Below are 20947 nucleotides of genomic sequence, written 5' to 3' on the forward strand. Positions count from 1 at the left end.
ATGTCCGCCGTCCCGTACCGAGGCCCGCACAGTTCCCCCGGCAGTCATTTCCGTGTATATCGATACAAAGGGGGCACGGGGTGTGGAGTGGAGAGGAGGCTGTCTCTGTCGAACACCGATTCCGCCTTTGTCGGCCGCGGGCCGCAGATGGAGCAGCTGCAAGCCTGCGCCTGTGCTGTGCGCACCGGTGTGCCCTGGGTCGTGGCCGTGACGGGCGAAGCGGGCATCGGCAAGACCGCGCTGATCCGCCGGCTGACGGACGGCCTCACCGGCTTCGACGTGCTGTGGGCGTCCTGCGACGCAACTGAACAGGACTACGCCTGCGGGGTGCTCGGCCAGCTCGCCCGCAGGCTCGCCTCCGGCTCGCCGGCAAAGGCAGCGCTTGACGCCGAAGGCGTCCTCGCCGACACCGCACCGGTGGCCCTGGGGTCCGCACTCGTCACTGCCCTGACCGCCGCCCAGGAGCAGGGCCCGGTCGCGGTGGTGGTCGACGACGCCCAGTGGGCGGACGCGGCGTCGATGGCGGCTCTGGGATTCGTGGCACGCCGCATGTGGCGGGAGCGGATCCTCATCGCGCTGACCGCCCGCAGCGACGCCGGCGCCCTGACGGACCCGGCGTCGGCGACCACCGAACCGCGCTGGCAGCGCATGGCCGCAGCCAGCGAGCACAGCCTGCTGATCCCCCTGACCGGCATGGGGGAATCAGAGATCGCCCAGCTGGCGCAGGCCGTGGGCGCCGGTCCGCTCAGCGCGGCGGCCGCCGGCCGGCTGCGCGCCCACACCAGCGGCAACCCGCTGTACCTGCACTCCCTGTTCACCGAGGTTTCCGGCCGCGACCTGGCCGACCTGCACCAGCCTCTTCCCGCACCGCAGTCCCTGGCGGCCGCCATCCGTTGCGGTCTCGACCACCTCGCGCCCGACAGCAGGCGCCTCATCGAGGCCCTGGCGATCTTGGGAACGCAGGTGCCGTTGCCGGTCGCCGCACAGATCGCCGGAGTGGCCGACCCCACGAAGGCACTCGGACAGGCGCTCGGCACGGGCCTTGTCCAGTGGCGGCCCAGCGAGCCGTCGACCCCCCTGCGGATCATGCACGTCGTGCAGCAGCAGGTCATCGTCCAGGCCATCCCCCCCTCCCGGCGCGCAGCGCTGCACGCGGCAGCCGCATCGCAGGTGGATGCGGACGCGGCCTGGGGCCACCGGGTGGCTGCCGCCGAACGCGTCGATGCCCGCCTCGCGGCCGAACTCGAGGCGGAAGCCGACCGGCTCCGCGCCGGCGGCCAGCTCTCCCGCGCCGCCACCCTCCTGCTGTGGGCCGCCGACCTGTCCGACAGCCGGCAGCAATACGATCGCCGCCTGCTCACCGGCGCCGTCCGCGCCCTGCTGGCGGGAGACCATGCACGCTGCCTCGGCCTGGCAGAGGCGGTGGAGTCGTGCGAGGCCTCCGCCGCGCGGTCCTGCGTCCTGGGCGGGATCGCCTACGCGCAGGGCGACCTTTTCAAAGCGCAACCGCTTCTTGCGGAAGCGATCGAGGCCGCACAGGCACAGGGCGCGGGGGAGGTCGCAGCCCTGGCCTGCGCCCTGCTGGGAGCCGCCTACAGCCGGCAGCACCGCACGGACGCCGCACTGCCGCTGCTGCTGCGGGCCGCGGGACTCGACCTGCCTGAGCCCCGGGCCGTCAACTACGCCCGCCACCTGCTCGCCCTGGCCACCCAGAGCCTGGTCTCATCCCCCGCACGTCCCGGTACGGCCCACCCGGCCGGCACCGCCCACGGACCGGTCGGCCTGGCCGCGAGCCTCCTGCTCAATCCACGCGGCCTGCTCAGCGAGATGGCCGACGAACTCCACACCGGCACCGACGACCTGAGCACGCTGGTACGCCGCCAGCGGGTCGGAGAAGTCGGTGACGTACTCGTCCCGGAGTACTTCATGCTCGCCGCCTTCCAGTACCTCGCCGGCGCCTGGGACGACGCCGCTGTCACCGCCCGCAAATCGCTGACCGTGGCCGCCTCCAGCGGGCAGCTCTTCGAGTTCGCCGCCGGTCGCGCCATCGCATCCATGGCGGCAGCCACCCAGGGCAGATGGGAAGCGGCCGACGAACACCTGCACTCCTGCGAACGGGCCGCCGGCCGCACCGGAGTGCCGCTGGACCTGCTGTATCCGGTCATGGCCCGCGTCGTCCTCGCCCAGGCACGAGGGGACGCCACTGCCATGAGCCAGGCACTGACCAGCCTTCCCTCGCTGAGCAGTGCCTGGCACGGCTGGTGGCTCCCGCTGCAGGTCGAGGCCTACACCGGCGCGCAACGACTGAACGAAGCCGCCGACGCGCTGGCACGGCTCGAGGCCCTGGCCGAGGAAGTGCCCGGCCTGAAAGTGACGGCGGGCTGGCTGGCCGGCGAGCTGCACCAGGCCCGCGGGCAGGCCGACAGCGCCCTGTACACCTACCAGAGCACCCTGCACCTGCCACCCGAACCGGACGAGATCCCGCTGCACAGAGCACGACTGGAACACGCCTACGGCAGGATGCTGCTCGCCCAGGACCGCCCGGCCGCCCTGCAGCATCTCGGCCGGGCGCGAAGTCGCTACCTCGCGGCCGGCGCGCCGCCCTTCGCGACGCGTGCCACCGAGGAGTCCCGTGACCACAGCCTGGAGCAGGGTGTCGAGCCCGCCCTCGACGGTGTGTCGGCCACGCTGACCCGGCGCGAGGCCGACGTCGCCGGCCTGGCGGCCGAGGGCATGACCAACAAAGAGGTCGCCGATGAGCTCTGCATCAGCGCCAAGACCGTGGAATACCACCTGGGCCACGTCTTCACGAAGCTGGGCCTGACCTCACGGCGCCAGCTGCGAGCGGCCCTCGCCGTCCGGCGGCCGGCCCGGCCCGGGACACCACTCGACCCAGGACACTGACCCGCATTCCCCGGGCCGCGCAGATACCCCGGTCCCCGACTGTCATGCACCTTTGCCTCATCGGCTGCCCTTTCGTCGCCCTGGGCTTCCCCGAGGGTCTTCTATCGTGATGCGGCAGATGCGGCGACACCGCCGAGCAGGACAATCCCATATCTTTTCGGGCCCGCCGGCGAAGACCCCCTCATGCAGAGAGCCGTCATGGAAAGAAAGGCGCCGGCAGTGGAGCAGACATATGAGAGAACGGGCGCCACTGTTCTTGAGCTGTGGGCCAATGGCAAATTCCGCAGACAGACTACGATAGCCCGATTCGAAGACACGCTCACCTTCAATATTCCTGAACACAGGGATCAGTTCATGAGGCTCATCCGGAGTCTTTCCGAGGCGACACCGAAAGCTCATTGCGGAAGTATCCGGGCGGAGCTGGATGCGGCATCCGGCGCCATTGCCCTCCATATCGACACCCCCATACGACAAGGGGGTGAGGAAACTGCCGCTGTCAACGCGTGGTGGCCGACGAGCAGGAGGTCGTCGGCGCTTCTGCTCCTCCCTCAAGATCGCTGGTGAGCGGCGACCTCTTCGTCCTGTCTGTGGCGAAGCCCCTGTCAGATGAGGCCCTCGCGCAGGGCGTAGGCCACCGCCTGGGAGCGGTTCCTGAGCTGGAAGCGACTGGTGATGTCGTGCAGCACGTTTTTGACGGTGCGTTCTGAGTAGCACAGCCTGGTGGCGATCTTCCGGGTGTCGTAACCGTCCGCGACGAGCCGGAGGATCTCCGCCTCGCGGTCGGACAGCCCGGTCAGGTGAAGGTCCATCCGGGCCGGCGCCTGACGCTGCAGGCGGCCGATCTGCTGCAGCAGGCGCCCCAGAAGGTCAGGGGGGAGGGTGCCTTCGCCGGCGGCGGCGCCCACGATGAGCTGGGCCAGACGTGGTGCGGTCGCCTCCGCCCTGCGGACGACGGCGCACACACCGGCTTCGATCACGGACAGCAGCCCTGATTCGTCGAGGGAACCGATGACCAGGATGATGCGCCGGCACCCCTTCCGGCTCAGGTGGCGCAGAGTGCGCAGGGTGGCCTCGTCCAGGCCCTCGGCAGCCTCGATGACGACCGATGCGTCGTCGATGGTGTCCTCGCCGACCAGGATGACCTCGGGCCGGCTCTTGAGCGTGGCTTCCAGGCCCGCCTCGGATATGGGGTCCTCGGCATGTATGTAGACCGGAATGCGCGTGGGCATGAGAACGACCTCTTGGTAGGTGAGCGGCGCGGAGCCCTGCGGAAGGTCCGCACGGCACCGCAGGGGGCGCCGACAGTCCTGCCCGGCCGGGCATCCGGCGGTTTTCCCGGACGGTTGCTCGCTGAGCCGCGGCCGCATGCCGGTCCAGGCCCTCCACACGTCCGCGATGGCCCCAGCCTGCAGCGGAACGGGCCGACAGCACCCCAGGGTGCCGCCCTAGTGGTGCACCCAGGGGTCGCCGGGCCGGGACGGCGAGGAGCGGCGCTCCAGGGGCATGAGCGTGCAGGAGCCCGTGAGGACGGGCAGTTCTGCGAACCCCCCCGGGATTCGTGGAACGGTCCGGCCCGCGAGGAGGAGCGTGCGCGGGGGAGCACCGCCCGGACGGTCACGGACCGCAGCCTGAAGATATGTTCCGGTGTGCGCCATTATGGGTGGTGTGTGTGAGGAGAACGCGAACGCAAGAACCGGGACGGCAGCGTGGTGAGCTATCGGCAACTGGCGCACAACCGGCGCATCGACGGCACGGACCGTGCCGGGACTCTGGTGGACCTCGGCCGTGAGGATGTGGCCGACCGCGCGGCACCGTGCCCTCGGGCCGGCTCGATCAGCGCCTGCCCCGACGGGCGACCTGCCCGCACCCGCGCCTGAGAGGCATGCGCGGCACGGACCGCACGTGCCGCCAAGACGGGTGGCCGGGAGGAGGGAAGGGTGACGCAGGACGCCGGGCCGGGACCGCTGAAAGAGTTCGTCGGGCGGGAGAGGGAACTGAACATCCTGCAGGACTGCCTGGAGGCAGGACGCCGCGGGATTCCCTGGCTCATCACGGTCCAGGGCAGAGCCGGCATCGGCAAGACCGCGCTGATCCGGCAGGCACTGAGCACACACCCGCAGGCCATGGTCTGGTGGGCAGGATGCGACCTTGTCGAGCAGGACTGGCCGCTGGGAACCGTCGATCAGCTGCTGCGCCGCGTCGACCGTGCGGCGCGCGCGGAATTCCCCGCCCTGGACGCCCTGGCGCCGTCATCATCGGCCGCAGAGGTGGGAGCACAGCTGCTGCAGCTTCTGGGACACCTGGAGCAGCGCGCGCCGGTCGTCGTCGTGATCGACGACGCCCACTGGGCCGATCAGACATCGGTGAAGGTCATCAGCTTCGTGGCACGCCGTCTTTCCTCCGACCGCGTCACCGTGATCCTGGCCGCCCGCACCGACCTGCCCACCGACCCTGTCCCGAGCGCCGCACCCGGCATGGAGACCACCACCTCCTGGAGCCGTCTGTCGGCGGGCGTGGAACACGCCCGCACCGTCGCCGTCGACGGACTGGGAGTCAAGGACGTCGCCAGGCTGGCCGCACTGAAGGGCCGCGTCCTGTCACCCACGGCGGCCGGGCGGCTGCAGCGGCACACCGACGGCCACCCGCTGTATGTACAGGCCATCGTGGCCGACGCCCAGGCGACGGAAGGCCTGAAGGACCCCGCGCGGCCGCTGCCGGTTCCCCCCTCCCTGTCGGCCACCGTGCTGCGGCACGTGGCCCGGCTCACCGACGACAGCCGTGCCCTGACCGAGGCGCTGGCCGTGCTGGACGCCCGCGTCCCCCTGGGCGCAGCCGCCCAGGTGGCCGCCGTACAGGACGCCGAACAGGCGCTGGATTCGCTGCTGGAGTCGAACCTGGTGCAGTGGTGGCCCGCAGACCCCACCACCCCCGTACAGCTGCGCCACACCCTGCTGCGCGAGACGGTCTACCAGGCCCTGTCACCGGTGCGCCGCAGAACGCTGCACGCGGCCGCGGCCACCGTGGTGGACCACTCCGCTGCCTGGGCGCACCGGGTCGCCGCCGGCAGCCGCGGCGACCGCGCCCTGATCCGCGATCTGCGCACCGAGGCCGGACGGCAGGCCGAAGCCGGCCGTCTGGAACGCGCCGCGACCCTCCTGCTCTGGGCCGCTGATCTGTGCGAGGAACGCGCGGAGCGGGAGAACAACCTGCTGACCGCCGCCACCCACCTGGTGGCCGGGAACAACTTCGGCCGCGCGGTGAAACTCCGCACCACCGTCGAACACTGCGCACCCAGCCCGCTGCGATCCGCGCTGCTGGGGCAGCTCGCCCAGCACCGCCCAGGCGGCCTCGCCGCCGCCGAACGCCACCTGAACGACGCCACCGAGGCCGCCGCCGCCCACGGCGACACCTGGGTGCAGACCCTGGCCGACATGTGGCTGGGCAGCCTCTACACCTCCCAGGGCAACGGCGAGGCGGCCCTCGCACCCATCCGGCGCGCCCTGCGCCTGGGCTTCCCCTACCGCCACATGACACACAACGCGCAGTCTCTGCTCGTCACCGCCACCTTGATGAACAGCGGCCCCCAGGCCGGCCTGCACCAGCTGCAGTCACTGGCAGCCCTGCCCGCCGAACCGGCCCGGGTGCCCGCGGCCGCCACCGCCCTGCTGCGCCCCCGCGGAACCTGCCAGGTGATGGCCGGCGCCCTGCACGCCGCCCGCGACGACCTCAGCACCCTCATCGCCCGCATCCGGGCCGGACACTCCCCGACCGTCTACCCGGCCGACCACTACATGCTCGCCATCTGCCACTACCTGCTGGGCGACTGGGACAGCGCCGTGCTCGCCGCGGACTACGCACTGACCCTGACCGAACTGGAAGACCTGCCCTACGGGATGGCACCGGCCCGCGCGGTGGCCGCCGCGGTCGCCGCCGGCCGCGGCCGCTGGCAGGAAGCCACCTTCCACTGCCGGGCCGAACCGCCCCAAGGCTGGCGCCAGGTGGACCGCCTGTATCCCCTGCTCGCGCAGGCCGCCGTGGCCCAGGCACACGCCGACGCCGACGCCATGTACGCCGCACTGCGCCGCCTGCACGACACCGCCCCCGGATTCCTGCACGCCTGGCAGCTGTGGTGGCTCCCCCTGGAGACCGAGGCACTGATCGGCACCGAACGCCTCGACGAGGCCCAGCAGAGCCTCAAACGCCTCGACGCCTTCACCTCGTCCTCACCGGCCACCGCGGCCTGCCTGCACTCGGCGACCGCCCGTCTCAAAGGGCGCCTGGCCGAAGCCCGCCGCGACCCTCACACCGCCCAAGAGCTGTACGCCAAGGCCCTGGACGCCCCTGCCCCCCACGACGACCTGCCCCTGCACCGGGCCATGCTGCACCAGGCCTACGGACAACTGCTGCTGGCCACCGCGGACCGCAGGACCGCAGCAGACCAGCTGCGCCGCGCCCACCGGGCCTTCACCGCCCTTGAGGCGGCCCCCTTCCTCGAACGTGTCACCACCGACCTGGCCGCCTGCGGTCTGCGCCCGCCCGCCGGCCGTTCCGGCAGCCCCGCCGACCTGACCCGGCTCACCGAACGCGAACACGCCGTCGCCCACCTGGCCGCCCAGGGACACACCAACCAGGAAATCGCCAACAAGCTCTACGTCAGCATCAAGACCGTCGAATACCACCTCGGCCACGTCTATACCAAGCTTGGCCTGACCTCCCGACGCCAGCTGCACACCGCACTCGGCCAGACTCCGACCGGCCCCTTCCCGCCCGCCCAGTAGAGCATCAACGAGTTGCCATGGCGCGGGAGCCGGCCGGGCACCGAAAAGCCGTCGCCGCGGCGGGCCCTGGACAAGCAGCGTGCCGCGCCCCCATAATCCCGCTACTTGGCCACTGCTGAGGTTCTTTCTGCATTACTGCGCGACACGGGTTTGATGCCGGCGCGGAGGCCGCCGATGCTGTACCGGCTGCCTGGGCACTTCCACGTCGCGGCGTTTCCTGCCGGCCATGCCCGGCGCTGCCCTGCCCGTGGCGTGGCCGCAGGCCAATTGTTCACTCGGGGAAATCCCCCGCAGCCGTCAATTGCCCGAGCCGCCCATCATTCCTGCCCGAGCAGGACTGGAATCCGCCTCCTTCATCCCCGGCATAAGGACACGTTCGATGAATCATTTCGCCATATTCAGCAAGGCCGGCTCCCGGACGGCAGCCGGCGAGCCCACCGAGAACGAGGTGGCCGACACCGTCACTTCCCAGGACCACGAAGTCACCGACGACGAACAGGACGAGGCACAGGACGGCGTACAGGACGAGGCACACGACGGCATACAGGACGAGGCACAGGACGGCATACAGGAGGAGGCACAGGCTGAGGACGGGCCCGCCGGCGAACCGGACACGGCCCCGAGCACGGGGATCGCGGCGGGCGTGGCAGCCGTTGTGTGCGCCGGCCTCGGTGTGGCATCACTCACCGGTACCTGGGTGGGCACCGTGCTGTCGCAGCGCCAGCAGCTGGACGGACAGATCCACTCCTCCTCCGCCAGTCCCGCTCAGCAGATCAAGCAGATCTACGGCGCGGCCTGGCACACCGTCGCCGCCGTCAACGGTGCCTTCGCACTTGCTGCCGTCCTGCTCGCGGCGCTCGTGGTGATCGGCGCCAAGGGTGCCGCACCGTGGGTGCGCGTTGTTGCATGGGGCGGACTTGCTCTCGGTGTTCTCGGTCTGCTGATCGCGGGCGGAATGTGGTTCGACCTGTTCGCCGGTCTGCCCCAGGTGCCTGCGGCCCCCGTCGCGCGATCCGCCGGCTGACCTCTTCGCGGCCGCCCGCCGGACCAGGGGCGGTCGGCACAAGACGACGAAGCTCCTGGCCGTGGGGTTGCCGAGCAGTTGGGTCATCGACCCGGGGCAACCTCCTTCGCCAGGAGCTTCGCTGTACGTGCGCACCCGTCCGGGCCGGCTCTGCCCGCCGGCGGGCCCACCTCACGTGCGCGGCGGCCGCGCTCTCGCCCACCCCGCCGGATCCGGCACGTTCCTGCGTCAGATCCAGCCCTCACGCAGTGCGTAGGCCACGGCCTGCGACCGGTTCTTCAGCTGGTACCGGCTGGTGATGTCGTGCAGGACACTTTTGACGGTGCGTTCGGAGTAGCAGAGCTTCTGCGCGATTTCGCGGGTGTCGTACCCCCCGGCGATCAGGCGCAGAATACGGGTCTCACGCTCGGACAGCCCGGTGAGCTGTCCGCCCAGGGGGACGGCTGCGTGCCGCTGCAGCCGCCCGACATGCTGCAGCAGCCGCCCCAGCAGATCGGGCGGAAGCGTTCCTTCCCCCGCCGCCGCGCTGACGATCAGCTGAGCGAGTCGCGGGGCGGTGGCCTCGGTGCGCCGCACCATGGCGCACACCCCTACCTCCACGGCGTCCACCAGCCGGCTTTCTGCCAGAGCATCCGTCACCAGGACGATCCGTGAGCATCCCCGGTTGCTCACCGACCGCAAGGCCTGAAGTGTGCCGTCGGAGAAGGCGTCGGCGGCCTCCACCGCCACGCTCTGGGCGTCGATGCTGTCACGGTCGATCAGTGTGACCTCGGGCCGGCTCTTGAGCGCTGCTTCCAGACCTGCCTGGGACAGGGGGTCCTCAGCGTGCACAAATACCGGTATCCGCGTCGTCACTGATGCTCCTGTCCTCGCCTCACACCCAGAGCCCGGCCACGCTCAAGAGGGGCAGGAACGCCGCTGCAGGTGGCCGTTCGTGCACCTCCTGCGATGCAGCCGGAGAAAAAAAAGGGGGGTGCGCAGACCGGGGCCGGAACTGTCAGCGGAGGCACGTGTTCCCATAGGTATCAGTCGGACGATCCTCTTCCGCCGCCCGGAAGGGCAGCCGTTCGGGCGGATCCGCCGGTGAGCCGCCTCGGGCCGACGCCGCGTCACTGCCCGCGAGCCCGGCGCGGCCTCGTGACGGGTGGAGGTGGGGACGGCCGGGTCACGGGACGGGACCACCGTGGTGCCCAGCAACTGCGGTGTGGGCGGGCGGCTTTCGGCGGCGGCAGGCACGCCAGGTGCTTGAGGGGGGAAGAACAGGACCCGCACCAGGGCGGCGAACCCGCGGCGGGGTGTCCCTGTGCCCGTACGGCGTCATGGCGGCCCCGCGAAATCGGTGCGCGCACTGCACAGGGCAGCCACCGAGGGGAGACGGACGAGATGGGGGGTCTCGTACCGTGCCGTACGGGCACAGGGCTGCAGGCCAAAAACCTGCATGTTCCCAGGTGTACCAAGACGGTGCACTCGAGCGTCAGAGACGTAGGGGCTGACCGAAAGGGCAGTGGGCCCGGGTGCCCGGCCGGCGGGTTTCCGGGCCGGCCGGGCAGCCACCTTGGCCCACCTCAGATGAGGCCTTCCCGCAGTGCGTAGGCGACCGCCTGCGCCCGATTCTTCAGTTGGAAGCGGCTGGTCACATCGTGCAGGACGTTTTTCACCGTACGCTCCGAGTAGCACAGCCGGTCGGCGATCTCACGTGTGCCGTGGCCGCCGGCCACCAGGGTGAGCACCCGGATCTCCCGGTCCGACAACCCCAGCGGCCTGCTCCCGCCGGCAACCGGATGCCGCTGCAGTCGCCCCACCTGCTGCAGCAGACAGCCCAGCAGGTCCGGCGGCAGTGAACCCTCGCCGGCCGCGACGCTCAGGATCGACTGCGCCAGCCGCGGCCCGGTCGCCTCGGCCCGCCGGACCACCGCGCACACCCCCACCTCCACCACCTCCAGCAGCCCGTCCTCCGTCAGCGCGTCGGTGACCAGCAGGATCCGCCGGCACCCCAGCTGGTTCACGCGCCGCAGCGTACGCAACGTCGCCTCACCCAGCGTCTGCGAGGCACAGACCACAACGGTGTGCACATCGATCCTGTCCTGCGGGATCAGCGTGATGTCCGGACACGGTCTGAGCCCCGCAACCAGGCCGGCCTCGGAAATGGGATCCCCCGCATGCACAAACACCGGTATCCGCGTGGTCAATGCATCTCCTGTAAACAAACCTTTATCCCTGCCTCCAGCCGACACCGGACAGACAGCCGCGCGGGGGGAGGGGCGAGCCACTGCCCAAAAGAGCACCTGACACATCACCGCCCACCCGGCGTCGGCCCGCGCCCGGGGCACACATCACCGGGCGCTCCTGGCAGCGCATCGTCATCGCCCCGGCAGGCAGAGCGAAAATCCCCTGCGGGGACATGGCCGAGGCGGCGCGGCCCCGGGCCGACCGGCACTTTCCAGCGGCCGGTACCCCTCATCCGGCATGCCCTGCCGCAGACGGCAGGGCAGGAGCCGAAGGGCACGCACGACAGACCGGCTTGGCGCGGCCGATACCTTTCGCGGCATCACCGGATCTGGCGGGGATGTGGGCGCAGCGTCCTGCTGCACGCTCGGCCACTGCGCACACCGGGGATCTTCCGAGTGCGCCGGCCGTCCCGGGCGCTGCCGTCCCCGGTGAGGTGGACCCGGGGAAAGGCGTCGTTACAGCGGTCGCTGTCCGGCGCCCATCGAAGCAGCCGAGCGCACCACGAATCCCGCACGACGGGGCAGATGAACGGGCAGGACTCGCACAAGTGGCCGAGATCAGGTGTGATTGACCTCTGTTCAGGGAAAGGCCGTCGGCTGCATGTTGGGCCATCGGCAACCCGCGGGTAAGACATCAGTGCCGCCGGCCCGGACGCAGGAAGACCGCTACGGGGATGACGAAGCCGTCCTGGTGTACTTCGAGGGGGACCGCCCTGACCGTCATGGCCGAAGGACTGATTGCGCAGCAGCGGCCGCCGTTCGCCTACGGCAATGACATGGCACCCGGCGACCGGGGTGTGATCGTGCACCGCATGTTCAACCCGTCTTGCGACGACTTCGACTGCCTCGGCTGTGCCCTCAGGGCGCCGAGCTGATGGTGGTCGGTCCCCACCGCGTACAGCCAAGGCCCACGGCCCCCAACACGTACCACTGCCTGGGCGCTCGGCTCTCTCCTCCATCGTCTACGAGGGACCTGAGGGGTGCCCGACCCCTGGCTTCGCCGTGCCACCCGCAGTTTGCCCCACTGCAGATCCGGTTTGTGCTCAGCGGGCTTTGCGCAGGATTCGCCCTGCTTAAAAATACTTCTACGAATGGTTCCTTGACGGCCATTGTCGACTGGACCGCTCCCTCGCAGGGGTATGCGTGTCGCTGCCCGTCGAAGGTACAGTAGGAAGCATCGGCCTCGACTCCCACTGTCGTTCACCAGGCGCAGAATTGAGCGCTGCTCCGCGAAGCCCGGAGAGGACCTCACCATGCATGCCGAAGGTAGTCCCTCGCCCATTCCGGCGGAAATGCATACTCGACGCATCCAGAATATGCGAGACGTCATACTTGGATTGGTAGAGGACATCATCGCGAGGGGAATCTACCATTCCGGGCCCTATACGCAGGCTCTGCAAGAAGCTGTTGCTACCCGGTGGGGCGTGCAGGCAGTGCCGACCAGCTCCGGAAGCGTGGCACTCGAAGCCGCCATGAGAGCGCTCGGAATCGGCCCTGGGGATGAGGTGATCATACCCACATTGACCTTTATATCCACGGGCTTCGCTCCGGCGGCGACGGGTGCGACACCGGTCATGGTCGACATCGATCCGGCCTCGCGGACGATATCCCCGGAAGCCGTTACAGCGGCTGTCACGCCAAGAACGCGTGCAGTAATTCCAGTACACATGTACGGCCTGATGGCCGACATGAATGCCCTTGGCCGTCTTGCTCAGCGTTCCCGCCTCGCGATAGTCGAGGACTGTGCGCAAGCCGTCGGCGCTACATGTGATGGTCGCTACGCCGGCACGCTGGGCGAGATCGGATGCATCTCTATGTGGGTGGGCAAGAACGCGGGCGGACTCGGGGACGCCGGTCTCCTGCTCACTCGTGACCCGGCACTTCGAAGGTCCCTCCGAATGGCTACCGACCTCGGCAGGGACGGGGACCGCCACCTGCACCACGTCTTCGGTCTTCGCGGGCGCATGGGGGAAGTCGACGCAGCGGTGATCACTCATGAGCTCGGCCTCCTGCCGGAGTGGATCAGGCGTCGCCGCAGTATCGCCTCTCGATATAACGAAGCCTTCACCGGTCTGCGGGTGCAGACTCCCACCGACGCCCCCGGCCGCCCGCACACCTATTTTAAGTACCCCTTGACAGTGCAAAGCGTTGAGCAAGCCGCCACACTCATGCAAGCACTGGCACAGGAAAGAATTGAGGCGGAACAGATCTATCCCATCCCGCTCACCGAACAACCCGCTTTTGCTTCCATCCCTCACCGCTCTACCAGTACACCAAACGCCACCCGGATAATAGGGCGGACCGTTTGTCTGCCTGTAGCGCCCGAGCTGACTGAAGAGGAAGTTGCCCGCGTAATCGACACGGTGACCCGATGGGCTCGCGAGCATTGACATCCTCGCCCTCCTCCAGGGCTCCGTGGGGAAATCAGCGGAGCGGGAGGTGCGTGGGTGGCCTGCCATCACCCCGCCACCTGCCCATATGTCACGCGGACAGGCTTTTCGGACGCGCTCTACCTCACGGACGGAAATCTCTTCTTGCCGAAGACGAGTATTTCGTTGAGCAAGTGATAGGAAATCCTGGAAAACCGCAGTGCCTGCATGTCGCGCTCGGGGAGGTCCTGCCCGCTGCCGTCGCCCTTGAGGCCTGACTCCATCTGCGACAAGCTGTGCTGTATCACGTGGAAGTAGGTGCTTGCCTGATTGAGCATGCCTGCCCATACGTCGACCACTTTTTCCTGGTAGTCCTGAGCCGACTCGGCCTGATAATTCATCGTGGTATAAAGATGCTTCACGGCGGCCCTGACGAACCGGAGAGCATCCTGGCCCAGGGTCGATTGGATCGCCAAAGCCGTTTCGTCCCCGTCGATAAATACATCGAGCAGCGTCTCTGTGTAGTAGCGATCATGATCCATTGCGCACCGTCTCCTGTCGTCTTTCGTCCTTTAGGCAACCGCTTCGGCATCATGAGACACGGCGAAAATGGGCCGGAAAAGCCTGTTCGGGTAGCCGCTCAGGCAGGGTGTGCACAGGTGCCCGCGTGGGCGAGCGCTCATCGCCCGCATCCAACAGGCCAGGGAAGCACCGCAATTCCACCGGTGGGGAACGTCCGGCTGTCGGCGCCGGTCGAGCGGTGGGCCCGGCGATCGCTGGCCGGCGTGCCTGCGGGCAGGCGGCGTACCGGTCGGGGGGCCGGCACGGCTCCTGCGACTGGTGGACCCTCAGGTGGCCCGGAGCCCGGCCCGGCCGAAGGGATCTCGCCGCTTCAGCTTGCAGAGACCGTTGAGCGACGTCACTGGTCGACCGATACCGATACCGATGCTGATCCCGTGGGCGTGCCCGGCGTCCTGGCGGACCGCCGGTTGTATGAGGAAGCGCCACGGAGGGCCGGCGCCGGCCCGACCAGTACGCCCAGAGCGGCCTGACCCCAGAGTGACCTGATCCCAGAGTGGCCTTGTTGAGAAAGCGGTTCGTCGCCATGACCCATCTCGCCGATCTGACCGCCGTCGACCTGGTTGCCGGATACCGAAAGGGTGAGTTCTCGCCGGTAGAGGCCGTCGAGGCGGTCCTGGAACGGATCGATGCCTGGGAACCGTGGCTCAACGCCTTCTGCATGCTCGATGCGGCCGTCCACCTCCAAGCCCGTGCCAGCGAACGACGGTGGCACACCGGCCGGCCGGCAGACCCGCTCGACGGCGTACCGGTCACGCTGAAGGAGAACATCGCCACCCGCGGCTGTCCCCTCCCGAACGGCACGGCGGCCAGTGACCTCGTGCCCGCCGCCGAGGACGGCCCGGCGGCCGCACGCCTGCGGGAGAGCGGGGCGCTTGTCCTGGGCAAGACCCACCATGCCCGACTACGGCATGCTCGCCTCGGGCCTGTCCAGCCGTCACGGAATCACCCGCAACCCCTGGAACACCGACCGCAACCCCGGCGGCTCCAGTGCCGGCGCCGCGGCCGGCTACGGCCCTCTGCACGTCGGCAGCGACATCGGCGGCTCGGTGCGGCTGCCCGCCGGCTGGTGCGGAGTGGACGGCTTCAAACCCAGCTTCGGCCGCATCCTTGTCGACCCGCCCTACCCGGGCCGGACCCTTGGCCCGCTCACCCGGACCGTTGCCGACGCCGCGCTGCTCACCTCCGTGATCGCAGCCCCGACCGCCGAGACCACATGAGCCTGCCACCGTCCGACCTGAACTGGTCCGACACCGCTCCCGCCGCCCTCGCCGGCCTGCGCATCGGCCTGTTGCCGGACGCCGGCGCGGGACTCGCGGTCGCCCCCGCCACCGCGGCGGCGGTGGCCGCAGCGGCCGAGGCGTTCCAGGCGGCGGGCGCGCACGTGGAACAGGTACCCCCGCTGCTGACCCGTGCCATGCTCGACGGGCTGGACCGCTTCTGGCGGGCCCGCTTCTGGCCGCAGATCAGCGCGCTTCCCAAGGCCGCCGCGACCAGGTCCTGCCGTTCATCACCGCATGGGCCCAAGGAGCCGAAGGACTGTCCGGCGACGCCGTGTACGCCGGCTTTCTCGCAAATGGACGCCCTGGCCGTCGCCGCGCACCAGGCACTGCAGGGATACGACTACCTGCTCAGACCCGTCGCGCCCATCCCCGCCTACGACGCCCGGCTGGCCGCCCCGGGCGATGACCCGGCCCGGCCCTTCGAGCACATCGCCTTCACCGTCCCCTTCAGCATGTCCGGCCAGCCTGCGATCTCCGTCAACTGCGGCTGGACGACGGGCGGGCTGCCCATCGGCCTGCAGATCGCCGGACAACGCTTCGACGACCTCGGTGTCTTGCAGGTCGCCGCGGCCTACGAACAACTGCGCCCGACGCAGCGGCCCTGGCCACGTCCCGACTGCGCCTGATCGTGCCGGTGCGCTCTTGCTCGGCGCCATCCGGCCCGACGCGCTCGACCCGGCACAGCGGCTGTGTCCCGCAGCAAGGGCTCACTCCTGCGTCGGCTGCAGGGGAGTTCGGGGCCGGGCGTCGCACAGGTCCTCGGGACACACACCGAGAACGGAGGCGAGCCTGGCGAGGCTCCGCTGCTGCGGGCGGCGGGTTCCCTGACGCCACATATCGAGTGTCTTGCCGTTGGGGTGGCCCAGGGCGCGGGCGATCCGCAGGGGCGCCCGGCCGGGCTCGCGCAGGACTTGGTCCAGCTTGAGGGGGGAGAACTCCATGTCAGGCAGCGCGCTTTCTGGGGAGGTGTGATTCGTGCGGAAGACGGCGCAGGCGGGGCACAGGGGCAGCCGTTCACGTCTGTGGATCAGATAGCCGTCCGGCGTTCCGCACGCGCCCGTCCATTCGGGCACGGCGTGGGGATCGTTGATGGTGTCGTCGTCCCAGCACACGGGCGGTGCGTAACCGCGACGGCGGGCTGCGCACCGGGTCTGCTCGATCTGGCCCGGGCGGATGCCGACATGGGCCGGATCGACCGCGTGGTACTTGTCGTACAGCTCGGTCATGGCCTGGGCGGTGGTGGCCATGATGTAGCGCTGGCCCTTGGTCCGGGTGAGCAGGGCGGACAGGTGCTGGCCGGTGAGACGGTGGTTTTGTGCGGCCAGCCATTTGATGTTGTATCCGTGGGCGATCAGGGCCTGCAGCCGGCGCAGGGTCGTCTGTGGCGGTACCCGTGCTCCGGCGCCGTGTTTGCTGTCCAGGGGTGTCTCGTAGCGCACCGTCAACAGGCGGTCGATGGTGGTCCGGCGCATCCGGACGATCGGTTCGGGCCCGGCCCGCGTGACGCGGCGATGACCGCGGATCACGGAGGTGATGATGTTGGTGGATACCCCGCACTGCCGGCGCATCTGCTCGGCAGACATGCCGCCTTCGAAGTAGAGCGTGCGGATGTGGGCCTGGGCGGCGTGGAAGTCGGCGGACAGGGCCGGCTTTCCGATGGCGGCAAGGTAGGCACGCCGCTTTTGTTCACGGCGCCGGTGAGCGATCTGCGCAGGGATGTCTTCCATGGTGTTCCTGCCCGAGGGCATACAAGATCAACGCGAGTGAATTCAGGGCCCGGCCAGCATGTGCCGGCCAATGCGTCCCGGGCGGCGGGGCCCGGGCGGCGGGGCAGCGGCTGCAGGGGCAGCGGCTGGGGACGGACACGGCGAGATGCGCGCGCCGCGCAGTGGGGGCGCCCGCACCCCGGCCCAGGCGGTGCGGCGGCGGGCCCGTCTGCCTGCCGGGGCCAGGCCGGGGCCGGGGCGGCAGGCCGGGTCGGTACCGAGGCCGTTCTCGGCACGGGTCGGCGTCACCGGTGAACGTGCCCGGCGGCCCCGGCGCCGGGCGCAGGCCCGCCGCGGGGCACGGGTGCCGACGGCCCGGCAGTGGCGCAGACGGCAGGCGGCGTGCGCCCCATGCCCGTGCCCGGCAGCCGGCCGCACCGGCGATGCCGGCAGGCCGTGTACGCCGGGCGTGCTGGGTGCGTCGGATGTGCCGGGTGCCGGTGCGGCGGCGGTGAGCGCTGTGTGCGGGTACTGCGGCATCGTCATGTCTTCAAGCACACGTATCGCCGCGGCGCAGGGCATCAGGGGTTCCCCCTAAAAACCGCCCCTGGCCCGGGTCAGGGGCGGTGTTAGGGGCAAAGAGGCCGTGGTGTTTTCGGCCGGTGTCGGGGGCTGTGCGTCACTGCCGGGGCAACGGGCCGGGAATTCCCCGCCACGCGGTGAGCTGCGGTGGCGCCGGGGTGCCCCATGGACGTCAGCGGCCGAGGCGAAACTGCCGATGCCGGGGTGGTTAGCGCTCTATTGCCGCAGGCAGGGACCGCTGAGGGCGGACTGTGGCCACGTCGCGGGCCGTGCCGGAAAGCCGGCCTGCGAGACCCCGCGGATGCAGCCCTGGCAGCCCCGGTCCCTGCCGATCCCTAGGCCCCCTGCCCCGGCCCCTAGGGGAGGGACTTAGGGGGGCCTCCCGAGGCGCGCGGCCACCCCGGAGCCCATCGTGAAATAGCTCGATTAGTTCCGTATACGGAGTTGATCACTATGCTGACAGACTCTTCCTCCTGCCTCGGCCAGCACGACGTGGCCTCAGGCACCCCCCAGGTACCCGGAAGAGCTGCACAGTCCCAGGCTGCGGGAGGACCCCACCAGGCGAGCGCTCTGCTCGTGCAGCCAAAGCCTCACCCCTTCCAAGGACCGCACCGGGAAATCTGCCACTGCGTGCACCTGGCCGGCCGGCCCGCCGCCGTGCGGTACGCCCGTGGAGCCATCCAGCGCGAACTGCACGCTCTCGGGCTCGACGACGCCGGTGACGAAGCGATCCGCGAATGCGCCGAAGCCGTCCTCCTGATCGTTTCCGAGATGGTTACCAACGCCTGCCGTCATTCCCCCGGGCCTGCTGACCTGCGCACCAGCTGGAACGACCACGTACTGACCGTGGAGGTCGACGACTACGGCGAGGACGTGCCCGTCATCGTCGACACCGACCACCGGGGCGCCGGCGGAGGATTCGGCATGAGCCTCATCGACGCGCTGGCCGACGGATGGGGCGTCAAGCCCCAGGACGAAGGCAAGACCGTGTACGCCCATGTGGCCTTCCCCTGACCCACCGCCACGCGGCCGGCCCGCACACCAGCGAGCCGAACCCGCAGGCGCGGCAGGAGACGACCGCGCGGTCGGTGAGCAGCACGGCGACGTCCTCGCGCGGCGTGGAGCCCTCGGCCCGCGACGTCGCCCGGCGGCTCCCGGCGTTCAGACGCGGACGGCGCATCCGTCTTTCGGGGCGCGGCCCCTGCGGCGGATCGGCCGATCGGGGGAGGCCCTCGGCGTCCGGCCGGTGCGAGCGTGGAGCAGGCCAGGATGCCGGGCACGGAACACCGAGGGTGGCCCCCGCCGCTCCGGCACCGTGTCCTCCGCCCGCGCAAGAGCCGACGGCAGGCGGAAAACACCATCGGAAGTTGACACTCGTGTCCCACGCCATACTCGCCTTCACCGGGATCGCCGCGGTCATGGCGGTGACGCCGGGGGTGAACACAGCGCTTGTGCTGCGCAGCAGCACGGCTCACGGCGTCGGCCACGCACGCGTCGCGACACTGGGCATCGCAGCTGGCCTGACCTGCCACGCCATCGCCGCAGTGATCGGCCTCTCGGCCATCATCGCCGCGTCGGGCGCGGCGATGAACACGATCAAGTGGGCCGGCGCAGCCTACCTGTGCTACCTGGGCGTCCAGACGCTGCGCTCCCTCGCCGGCCGCCCCAGCAGAGCGCACGCTCACCCAGCGGTTCGTATGTGGAGAGTTTCCGGCAGGGTCTGACGAGCAGTCTCCTGAACCCCAAGGTCATCTTGCTGTTCATCTCCTTGCTTCCCCACTTCCTTCCTTCCGGCACGTCCCGGCTGAGGACGAGTCTCGTCCTGTTCGCCATTTCCGTCGGACTCTGCCTGGTACTACAGCGGCAGATCTTGTGACCGTGTACTGATCTGATCGTTGACCGGTCATGTTGATGGATGTGACACCCGAGCAGATAGACGCCTGGGGTGAGGAGCTGGCCGAGGTGACCGGGGGCTTGGCCCACTTGTTCGCCCGGCCTGAGCCCGCCGAGGTCTTCGCCGACCTGATCGAGGGCTTGTTGGACGGGCTGCCGAAGAAGAACGGTTGGACCATGAGCGCGCGGGCCGGGCATGCCGGTCCCGAGCGGATCCAGAAGTTCCTCAATGCCGCGTCCTGGGACGATGCGGCGCTGGTCGGCGCGGTCCGTGACTACGCCCTTGCCCGCCTGGGCGATGAGGCCGCGGTGATGGTCGTGGAGGACACCCAGTCGATCAAGAAGGGCGACAAGAGCGTCGGTGCTGCCTTCCAGCACTGCGGTACCACCGGGGACGTGCGCAACTGCCAGGTGATGGTGATGCTCACCTACGCCGCCGGGGCCGGGCACACCTTCCTTGACCGGCGCTTGTACCTGCCCCAGAGCTGGGCAGGCGACGTCGAGCGCCGTGAGGAGGCCGGAGTGCCCGCCGAGGTCGGTTTTCTGACCAAACCCCGTCTGGCCGCCCTCATGCTCGCCGACGCACTCGCCGCCCAGGTCCCCTTCTCCTGGTTCGCCGCCGATTCCGGCTACGGCCGCGACCCGCACCTGCGCGCCTACCTGCATGCCGCCGCGATCCGCTACGTGCTCGGCGTACCCGTCGATCTGCCGCTTTCCGGTGTGGCGGGCAAGCCGGACCTGGGCGCGCCGCCCATCGCGCGGGCCGGGGACCTGCTGCACTACGCCATCAGCCGCGACCGGTGGGAGCGCCGCAGCTGTGGGGAGGGCACCAAGGGGCAGCGCTTGTACGACTGGACCGTGTTCGAGGTGGAGCTGGCCGAGCAGGCGCCGGCCGACGGGTACGTCCACCGGCTGCTGATCCGCCGCTCGACCAAGAAGAAGCATCTGGCCGGCGGGCGCTTCGACTACGACTACGCGTACCTTCCTGGCCCACGCGCCGATGCGCACCCCGGTCCCGGAGATCATCCGCGTCGTCGGAGTGCGCTGGCAGACCGAGGACGACAACAAGGAATCGAAGCAGCTGGTGGGGCTGGAGGACTACCAGGTGCGCAAGTGGAAGCCGTGGCACCGCTACACCGCCTGCTGCCTGCTCGCCCACGCCTTCCTCGCCGCCGTGCGCGCCGGCCACGACACACCGGCGCCCGAGCATCAGGAGACCGGCGACGGGAGAGCGGAGGGAAACGCCCCCACACCGGCGGAAAGGACCGGACCGGCCCCTCGCGCAGCCGCTGATCCGCATCAGCGCCGCGGCGATCGCCACGCTGCTGGCCGCCACCGTCCTCGTCGTCACCCACCCCACCGAGACCGTCCTCGCCCAGCATCAATGGCGCGCAGTCCACCAGACCCGAGCCCAGATCAGCCACTTCAACCGGCACGGCGACCCGCTGCCCGCCCGGCTGCGACCGCGACACCACCACGCCCCACACCGATCACCCTAACTAAAGACAATACCAGTGACTTAAGGGTCGCGGCTGATAGCGTGGCGTCCAGGAGGTGCCTGGATGCCGCGCCCTGGACAGGTCAAGCCGGAGACGGATGAG

At 69.8% G+C, this 20947-nt stretch carries 17 protein-coding genes and 1 pseudogene; 12 read left to right on the plus strand and 6 right to left on the minus strand.

Annotation, left to right across the window (positions count from 1 at the left end):
* The gene (locus ACIRU3_RS38835) at positions 1–2904 is read left to right on the plus strand and encodes an AAA family ATPase (protein WP_404067044.1); all 2904 of its coding nucleotides are present in this window, start codon (positions 1–3) and stop codon (positions 2902–2904) included.
* Positions 2905–3506: 602 nt separating this feature from the next.
* Here ACIRU3_RS38835 and ACIRU3_RS38840 read toward each other — a convergent pair.
* Positions 3507–4133 carry a LuxR C-terminal-related transcriptional regulator gene (locus ACIRU3_RS38840; protein ID WP_404067047.1) on the minus strand — a complete coding sequence of 209 codons (627 nt, stop codon included), beginning with the start codon at positions 4131–4133 and terminating at the stop codon, positions 3507–3509.
* Positions 4134–4610: 477 nt separating this feature from the next.
* Here ACIRU3_RS38840 and ACIRU3_RS38845 point away from each other — a divergent pair, with 477 nt between their 5' ends.
* From ACIRU3_RS38845 to ACIRU3_RS38855, 3 genes are all read left to right on the plus strand, one after another.
* Positions 4611–4781 carry a hypothetical protein gene (locus tag ACIRU3_RS38845; RefSeq protein ID WP_404067050.1) on the plus strand — a complete coding sequence of 57 codons (171 nt, stop codon included), beginning with the start codon at positions 4611–4613 and terminating at the stop codon, positions 4779–4781.
* A gap of 60 nt (positions 4782–4841) precedes the next feature.
* The gene (locus ACIRU3_RS38850) at positions 4842–7682 is read left to right on the plus strand and encodes an AAA family ATPase (RefSeq protein WP_404067053.1); all 2841 of its coding nucleotides are present in this window, start codon (positions 4842–4844) and stop codon (positions 7680–7682) included.
* Between the two features lie 379 nt (positions 7683–8061).
* Positions 8062–8706, plus strand: coding sequence for a hypothetical protein (locus ACIRU3_RS38855; protein WP_404067055.1), 645 nt, complete (start codon positions 8062–8064; stop codon positions 8704–8706).
* Positions 8707–8934: 228 nt separating this feature from the next.
* On the opposite strand, the gene ACIRU3_RS38860 is transcribed toward ACIRU3_RS38855, so the two are convergent.
* Together ACIRU3_RS38860 and ACIRU3_RS38865 are read right to left on the minus strand one after the other, a co-directional pair.
* The gene (locus ACIRU3_RS38860; protein WP_404067058.1) at positions 8935–9561 is read right to left on the minus strand and encodes a response regulator transcription factor; all 627 of its coding nucleotides are present in this window, start codon (positions 9559–9561) and stop codon (positions 8935–8937) included.
* 710 nt (positions 9562–10271) lie between these two features.
* Complete coding sequence (locus tag ACIRU3_RS38865) at positions 10272–10712, minus strand: response regulator transcription factor (RefSeq protein ID WP_404067060.1); 441 nt, start codon at positions 10710–10712, stop codon at positions 10272–10274.
* A 944-nt stretch (positions 10713–11656) separates the two neighbouring features.
* Between ACIRU3_RS38865 and ACIRU3_RS38870 the strand changes: the two genes are divergently transcribed.
* Both ACIRU3_RS38870 and ACIRU3_RS38875 read left to right on the plus strand, forming a co-directional pair.
* A complete protein-coding gene (locus tag ACIRU3_RS38870) occupies positions 11657–11809 on the plus strand; it encodes a hypothetical protein (protein WP_404067063.1) in 153 nt (50 codons plus the stop codon).
* 378 nt (positions 11810–12187) lie between these two features.
* On the plus strand, positions 12188–13324 hold the full coding sequence (locus ACIRU3_RS38875) for a DegT/DnrJ/EryC1/StrS family aminotransferase (RefSeq protein ID WP_404067065.1): 1137 nt from the start codon (positions 12188–12190) through the stop codon (positions 13322–13324).
* Between the two features lie 119 nt (positions 13325–13443).
* Here ACIRU3_RS38875 and ACIRU3_RS38880 read toward each other — a convergent pair whose 3' ends face one another.
* Both ACIRU3_RS38880 and ACIRU3_RS38885 read right to left on the minus strand, forming a co-directional pair.
* Positions 13444–13845: a hypothetical protein gene (locus ACIRU3_RS38880; RefSeq protein ID WP_404067068.1), complete on the minus strand. Its 402-nt coding sequence runs from the start codon at positions 13843–13845 to the stop codon at positions 13444–13446.
* A gap of 377 nt (positions 13846–14222) precedes the next feature.
* Positions 14223–14564: a hypothetical protein gene (locus ACIRU3_RS38885; protein WP_404067096.1), complete on the minus strand. Its 342-nt coding sequence runs from the start codon at positions 14562–14564 to the stop codon at positions 14223–14225.
* On the opposite strand from ACIRU3_RS38885, the pseudogene ACIRU3_RS38890 reads away from it, so the two are divergent.
* From ACIRU3_RS38890 to ACIRU3_RS38900, 3 genes and pseudogenes are all read left to right on the plus strand, one after another.
* A pseudogene (locus ACIRU3_RS38890) lies at positions 14508–14684 on the plus strand (amidase family protein); the annotation flags it as partial. The gene ACIRU3_RS38885 and the pseudogene ACIRU3_RS38890 sit on opposite strands and share 57 nt — an antisense overlap.
* Positions 14685–14757: 73 nt before the next feature.
* Positions 14758–15102, plus strand: coding sequence for an amidase family protein (locus ACIRU3_RS38895; RefSeq protein ID WP_404067085.1), 345 nt, complete (start codon positions 14758–14760; stop codon positions 15100–15102).
* On the plus strand, positions 15099–15791 hold the full coding sequence (locus ACIRU3_RS38900; RefSeq protein ID WP_404067088.1) for an amidase family protein: 693 nt from the start codon (positions 15099–15101) through the stop codon (positions 15789–15791). Before ACIRU3_RS38895 ends, ACIRU3_RS38900 begins: the two co-directional genes overlap by 4 nt.
* Positions 15792–15872: 81 nt before the next feature.
* Here ACIRU3_RS38900 and ACIRU3_RS38905 read toward each other — a convergent pair whose 3' ends face one another.
* On the minus strand, positions 15873–16892 hold the full coding sequence (locus ACIRU3_RS38905; RefSeq protein ID WP_404067071.1) for a hypothetical protein: 1020 nt from the start codon (positions 16890–16892) through the stop codon (positions 15873–15875).
* Between the two features lie 1191 nt (positions 16893–18083).
* Between ACIRU3_RS38905 and ACIRU3_RS38910 the strand changes: the two genes are divergently transcribed.
* From ACIRU3_RS38910 to ACIRU3_RS38920, 3 genes are all read left to right on the plus strand, one after another.
* Positions 18084–18467 (plus strand): ATP-binding protein, encoded by a 384-nt coding sequence (locus tag ACIRU3_RS38910; RefSeq protein ID WP_404067073.1) that lies wholly within the window; start codon positions 18084–18086, stop codon positions 18465–18467.
* A 362-nt stretch (positions 18468–18829) separates the two neighbouring features.
* The gene (locus tag ACIRU3_RS38915) at positions 18830–19177 is read left to right on the plus strand and encodes a LysE family translocator (RefSeq protein ID WP_404067091.1); all 348 of its coding nucleotides are present in this window, start codon (positions 18830–18832) and stop codon (positions 19175–19177) included.
* A 193-nt stretch (positions 19178–19370) separates the two neighbouring features.
* A complete protein-coding gene (locus ACIRU3_RS38920) occupies positions 19371–20639 on the plus strand; it encodes an IS701 family transposase (RefSeq protein WP_404067076.1) in 1269 nt (422 codons plus the stop codon).
* Positions 20640–20947 lie beyond the last annotated feature (308 nt).

Origin of the sequence: Streptomyces sp. NPDC101151 (assembly GCF_044768335.1) — a bacterium.
Classification (GTDB): Bacteria; Actinomycetota; Actinomycetes; order Streptomycetales; family Streptomycetaceae; genus Streptomyces.